The sequence below is a fragment of the Frankia sp. QA3 genome (assembly GCF_000262465.1).
Lineage (GTDB): Bacteria > Actinomycetota > Actinomycetes > Frankiales > Frankiaceae > Frankia.
In genome coordinates, this window is the sequence record NZ_CM001489.1 from 4,519,599 (window position 1) to 4,525,786 (window position 6,188).

Genomic DNA, 6,188 nt, shown 5'->3' on the forward strand with positions numbered 1-6,188 from the left:
CCATCCGGCGAAAACCCCACCGACCGCACCCAGCCCTGATGGCCGGTCAACACCCGCAGCTCACGCCCCGACCCCACCTCCCGCACCCGCACCGACCCGTCATCCCCACCCGACACCAGCAACGCCCCATCCGGCGAAAACCCCACCGAAAGCACCGGCGCGCTCGCGGATCGGAGCATCCGCTCGGCGGGGTCACGACCGGGGATCGCCGCGGCGGCGAAAGCCGCACCGGTCGGGTCGGCCGGCAGCAGACCGCCGAGGATGGCCACGCGCCCCCATCGGCTGCCCGCGGTCGTCGCGCCGGTCAGGTCGACGTCGGTGAGGCGAGCGCTGGTGAGGTCCGCTCTGGTCAGGTCGGCGCCGACGAGGTGGGTACCGACCAGCTCGGCCCGGCGCAGGGACGCGCCGGCCAGACGCACGGCGCCCAGCGACCCGCCGACGATCCGGGCGTCATCGAGGACGGCTCCGCGGGCATCGCGCGGCGTTCCCTCGACCTCATGCAACTGCGCGCCCGCCAGCGCCGCCTCCGCCAGGTCGGCACCGGCCAGCCTGGTCTCGCGCAGGGACGCGCCGGCAAGCGCCACCCCGTGCAGATCCGCGTCACGCAGATCCGCCCGATCGAGGACGGCGCCGGTCAGGTTCGCGCCGCGCAGGTCGGCGCCGCGCAGGTCGCGGCCGGTCAGGTCCTGGCCGGACAGATCGGCGCCGGCGAGCCGCGCGGCGGTCCGCAGCTCGACGCCGAGCCGCCGGGCGAGCAGCACCGCGTTCGCCTTCGTCGTGGCGGCGTCGTCCGGGGCGTCGGCGACGTCCTGCGCCCAACGGGCCGCCCGCTCACGGCCGAGCAGGTCGCCGAGGAAGTCGGCCATCAGCTCCGACATCTCCCGCACCGACACCAGTGCGGGCTCCCGGGGGCCGCCGTCCCCCGACCCGACGGGAACACCCGTCAGCTGGTCGGCGATCTCGGCGGCGACGAGGTATTCCATCACCGACTGGTGGATGAACGAGAACTGCCCCTCGCCGTCGCGGCGCAGGGCCGTGCCCGAGCCCAGGAGCTGGGCGGTCTCATCGGCGGTGAGGCCGCGCCGATCGCTCATGGTCTCGAGCACCCGGGCGGCGATCTCGGTCAGCCGGGCCACGCCGACCGTGGCGCTCCCGTCGCGCCAGAGGGTCACGGCAAGCTCGGTCACCGCGGCCCGCCGCTCCGCCATGGTCAGCTCCCGCGACCGCTCGCTTTCGTAGTCGAGCCACTGGTCGAGCAGTTCCCGGTACAGGTCCGCGGCGGTGACCCGCCCGGCGGTGCCTGCGACGCCGGCGGCTGCGACGCCCGCCCGGCGCCGGGCGGACGCGAGGCGCTCCTCATCGAGATCGGCGATGAACGACAGCAGCCGGGGGTTCGTGGCCAGGTCGGGCAGATCCCGCACGCCGCGCACGAGCGCGAGGCGGGCCGCGGCCAGGCGCTGCGCCTCCTCCTGGCCGCGCGCCGGTGACACCCCGGCCGGCCCGAGCCGGGAACCGCGCAGGTAGCGGCGGACGAGGTAGTCGTGGATCTGCTCGTCGGTGAAGTCGGCCAGCCGGATGATGAAGCGGCCGAAGGTCAGCTCGACCCGCCTGCCGGTCTCCTTGAGCACGTCCTGGTCGGTGAGGAAGAACTCGGCTCGGCTGGTCACGACAATCTTCGCGCTGGTACCGACGGGCCCGCGGTCGTCGAAGGCGGCCAGCAGGGTCTCCAGGTGGGCGACGGCCCGGTCGTAGGTGACCCGGGCGGCGAGCTCGTCGAAGCCGTCGAAGATGAGCACGAGCTGCCCGGTGCGCAGCATGTAGCGGAAGGCATCCAGGTCGGGGCGGCGAACCTGGGAGGCGACCAGGTGCTGGGCGACGATCCGGTCCAGATCCGGCGCCTTCTCCAGGTGCCGCAGCTCGATGAGCAGCGGATGGGTGTGCGGCAGCCGCCGTGGCAGCTCCCGGGCGAGCTCATGCGACAGGTAGGTCTTGCCGTGGCCGAACGCGCCGAGCAGGAGGACGAATCGGGGCTGGTCCGTCGTCAGCCAGTCGATGATCTGGTCGAGCGCCGGGGCGTCGCGCACGGGAACGGGAAGCGGCGCGCCGCGGACCGGGCTGATCCGCTGCGCGACGTACAGCTCCGGTGGATAGTTCTGGTCGGCCAGCAGGCGACCGGTCTGCCGCTCCTGGTAGGCGCGCAGGTCGAGCACGCCCTGATACTCGATCATGCTCAGCAGTGCCACGCCGCGCCGACCGGCCTCGGTCACCAGATCGGGCGGCGCCGGGCGGCTCCCGGTGTAGACGAGGTCGGCGATCAGGCCGGGGAACGCCGCCAGGTATCTCGCCTGAACGGTCGCCGCGAAGCCCTCGACGGCGGCGCGGTCGGCGTCACCGTCGATCACGCCGACGACCCGCTGCTCGACGACCCGGGTGTCCACCCGGCGGATCCGCAGGTGCGCGGGCAGACCCTCGGCGTCCTCGACCCGGTCGACCACGGCACCCGGATGCCGCAGCCGGGCGACCTCGGCCACCTCGTCGAGCAGGTCGGCTCCCGTCCACGCGCTCGGCGGCGTCTCGCCCGCCGGGTAGAGCTCGAACGAGAGCTGACCGGATGCGTACCGCCGGAAGCCGATGCGTACCCGAGGCTCGTGATCGAACGGGTCCCGGACGGCTCGGTGGGGGTCGTCGTCAGCGGGGTCGGCCGAGGTGGGTGGGAAGGCGGCGTGCACCTCGCGGAAGCGGTGGCGGGTGGGCACCGACCAGGTGTTGCCGGCCGGGTCGATGCGCAGGTCACCGGTCCAGCGCTTCTGGTCGGGCTCGTAGCGGCGGGCGTGGCGGGTGAAGCCGTGCCGGTCGATCCGGATGAGCTGGTACTGGTTCGGCACGTCCGGCGGGCGGGCCGACGCCTCGACGGCGGCGCTGCCCGTCGACAGCACCGGCAGGCCGGAGGAGGACAGCCAGCCGCCGCGGCCGTCGTGGGTGTGGCCGTGCAGCAGCAGGTTCAGGTGCGGGCCGAGGATCCGGTCGAGGTCGTCGGCGTCGCGCAGGTTCTCGTCGTCGGCGGTGGCGCCGCGGATCGGGTTGTGGTGCACGGCACCGAGGCGCAGCCAGCCGGCCCGCTCGTAGCGGCGCATCGCCTCGGCCACCCGGCGCAGCTGATGCTCGCCCAGCCAGCCGTGATGCACCTCGTGCGTCTCCGCCATCGTCGAGTTCAGCCCGGCGACGACGACCCGCAGCTCGGGCACCTCGTACAGCGACCATTCCGCGCCGACCTCGAAGCCGACCCGGCCCGCCGGCCCGTGGAACTCGTCGAGCAGGCCGACGAACGACCTCCACTTGCTCCAGTACGGCGGCTGCGGCTCCCGGCCCTCGCTCTGCTCGCCCAGCACGTACGCCCGGCAGGCCAGCCAGTTCACGTCGTGGTTGCCGGGCACCAGCGCCACCCGGTCGCGGCCGAGGCCGAGTGCGTCGGTGAGCTCGGCGAGGAACCGGTTGACCTGGGCGAACTCGGCGGGCATGCCGGTCTCGGCGAGATCGCCGGTGACGACCACGAGATCCGGACGCAGCCCCGCCGACTCCGCGCAGACCCGCAGGTCGTCGTGCAGCCGGGCGAACAGCGATCCCTCGCCGCGGTCGGCCAGCGTCAGCCCGGCGCGGCCGAAGACGTGATGCTCCCCGAACTGGACGTCGGAGATGTGCAGCACCGTGACCGAGGAGTCCGAGGTGTCCGCCGCCCCGACACGCCCCACCGGCCCGGACCCGCCGCCCGCGGCCGCGCCGCCCGCGGCTGCGCCGGTCGGCGCGGCGTCCACCGGTGCGGCGGCCGGGCGCGGTGCGACAGGCCCTCCGGGAAAGCGTGGTTTCGGCCGCCGGGCGGCACCGCCGGGCCCCGGGAATCCCGTTTCATCCCCCATAAAACAAGGATGTTACGGCTCACCCGAACAGCGGCCTCCGGGGATCAGCGCACGGATTGTCCGGCGACAAAGAACACCGGCGTTCCCGGAAACGTCGGACCGGTCGGACCGGGTGGCCGAGAGACGGTTCTAGGTGGCCGAGACGAGAGGGAGCGCGGTGGAGGAGAAGTGGGAGGCGACGCGGTCGTCGGTCGGGTCCTGCGCGGGGTCGCGGTGGACGACGAGGTGGCGGTAGCGGGTGTCGCGCTGCGCGGGGATGCGGCCGGCCGTGCGGATCAGGCTGATCAGCTCGGAGCGGTTGGTCCGGTGGCGGGCGCCGGCGGAGGAGACGACGTTCTCCTCCAGCATCACCGAGCCGAGGTCGTCGGCGCCCATGTGCAGGGTGAGCTGGCCGACCTCCTTGCCGGTCGTCAGCCACGAACCCTGCAGGTGGGCGATGTTGTCGAAGAACAGCCGGGCGACGGCGACGAGGCGCAGGTACTCCAGCGTCGTGGCCTGGGTGCGCCCGCCGAGGTGGTTGTTCTCCGGCTGGTACGTCCACGGAATGAACGAGCGGAAGCCGCCGGTGCGGTCCTGCACGTCCCGGATCATCCGTAGGTGCTCGATGCGCTCGGCGTTCGTCTCGCCGGTGCCCATCATGAACGTCGCGGTCGATTCCAGGCCGAGGGTGTGCGCGGTCTCCATCACCGACAGCCAGACGTGGCCGGGCTCCTTGAGCGGGGCGATGGCGTGCCGGGGACGCTCGGTGAGGATCTCGGCGCCGGCGCCGGCGAAGCTGTCCAGGCCCGCGTCGCGCAGCCGGGTGATGACCTCGGGGAACGTCAGGTCGGACGTGCGGGCGATGTGCACGACCTCGCTGGCCCCCAGCGAGTGCAGGGCGAGCTGCGGGTAGGCCGCCTTGATCGCGCCGAACACCTGCTCGTACCACTCGATGCCGAAGTCGGGGTTGTGCCCGCCCTGAAGCATGATCTGGGTGGCGCCGAGCTCCACCGCCTCGCCGCACTTGGTGACGATGTCGTCGACGTCGCGGACCCAGCCCTCGGCGTGCTTCGGCGCCCGGTAGAACGCACAGAACCGGCAGGCCGTCACGCAGATGTTCGTGTAGTTGATGTTACGGTCGATGATGTAGGTGGCGATGCCGTCGGGATACCGGCGGCGGCGGACCGTGTCCGCCGCTGTGCCGAGCGCGTGCAGGGGTGCCCGGGTGTAGAGGAGCAGCGCCTCCTCGGGCGAGATACGGCCGCCCTCGGCGGCCCGGTCCAGGATCGACCGGATCTCGCCGGCGCCGTCGCCCCGACCCACCGCAGTCTCGCCGTCGGCATCCACAAGGCTCATCTCGCGATCGTACGACCTGGGTCCCGGTGCCGGGCCGCGTCGCCCTGAGGCCGGCACCGGGACGTTCCGGGATGGGACGGCCGGGCGATCAGTAGCCGGAACGACCGCCGGTGTCGGCCGGACCGGGACCCGGGGGGACGTCCGCGTCATAACCGCCGGACGGCCGCTCGCCATAACCACCACCGGACTCTGTCGACCGCTCGCCGTAGCCACCGGACCCGGACGGCCGCTCGCCGTAGCCGGCGTCGGCACCGGAGCCGCCGGACGGGCGCTCAGCGTAGCCGTGCTCCGCGTCGTAGCCGCCCGGGTGGCTCTGGGTCGAGCCGGTGGTCGGGCCGCCGGTGGTCGGGGGGCCGCCCGGGGCGTTGTGATGACCATGCCCCCGGGTGCGGCTGGTGAACTTCTCCTGCACCTGCTTGATCTTGGCCCGGTTCTCGGGCTTGTTGGCCGCCGCCTTGGCCTTGTCGACCATCTCCCGGGTCTTCGGGCTGTGCAGGAATTCGTTGATCTTGCTCGAAATGCTCGCCATGAGGTCGGTGTACCTATCCGGCGGCGGGTTTACGCCTACCGGTCAGCCATCAGGTGCGCCGTCACCCGGACCCGTCCGAGGAACCGCCGAAGGTGTCCTTCGCCTGGTTCCACAGGCTGTCCACCTGGTCGCCCACGCCGTTCTTGACCGAGGTGGCCACCTTGTCCCACAGCCGGCTGCGCTGCTCGTCGACCATGGACGCGATCTGGTCGGCCGCGGAGAGCAGGAGCAGGACGACCAGGACGAACAGGATCGTCCGTTTGAAGGGGATCCGCAGCCGGAACCGGCGGCGCGGGCGGCGCGGCGCGGCGGGGTCGTGGGGTTCAGGCGCCCGGCCGCGGCGCGCGGGGCGCTCGACGACCTGCCGCGGCGCCGGTTGCGGGCGCGCGGCATTGCCACGGTCGGCGGCC

The 6,188-nt window shown here is 73.0% G+C and carries 3 protein-coding genes and 1 pseudogene; all 4 read right to left on the bottom strand.

The window, feature by feature from the left end; genetic code table 11:
• A partial coding sequence (locus FRAQA3DRAFT_RS18535) for a pentapeptide repeat-containing protein (RefSeq protein WP_304412972.1) occupies window positions 1–3,749 on the bottom strand: 3,749 nt, incomplete at its 3' end.
• A gap of 294 nt (window positions 3,750–4,043) precedes the next feature.
• Window positions 4,044–5,249 (bottom strand): cyclic dehypoxanthinyl futalosine synthase, encoded by a 1,206-nt coding sequence (gene mqnC / locus FRAQA3DRAFT_RS18540; RefSeq protein WP_051054385.1) that lies wholly within the window; start codon window positions 5,247–5,249, stop codon window positions 4,044–4,046.
• Window positions 5,250–5,337: 88 nt separating this feature from the next.
• Window positions 5,338–5,778, bottom strand: a complete 441-nt coding sequence (locus FRAQA3DRAFT_RS18545) for a hypothetical protein (RefSeq protein WP_009740581.1) — start codon at window positions 5,776–5,778, stop codon at window positions 5,338–5,340.
• 61 nt (window positions 5,779–5,839) lie between these two features.
• Window positions 5,840–6,188, bottom strand: a pseudogene (locus tag FRAQA3DRAFT_RS37430) (serine/threonine protein kinase); the annotation flags it as partial.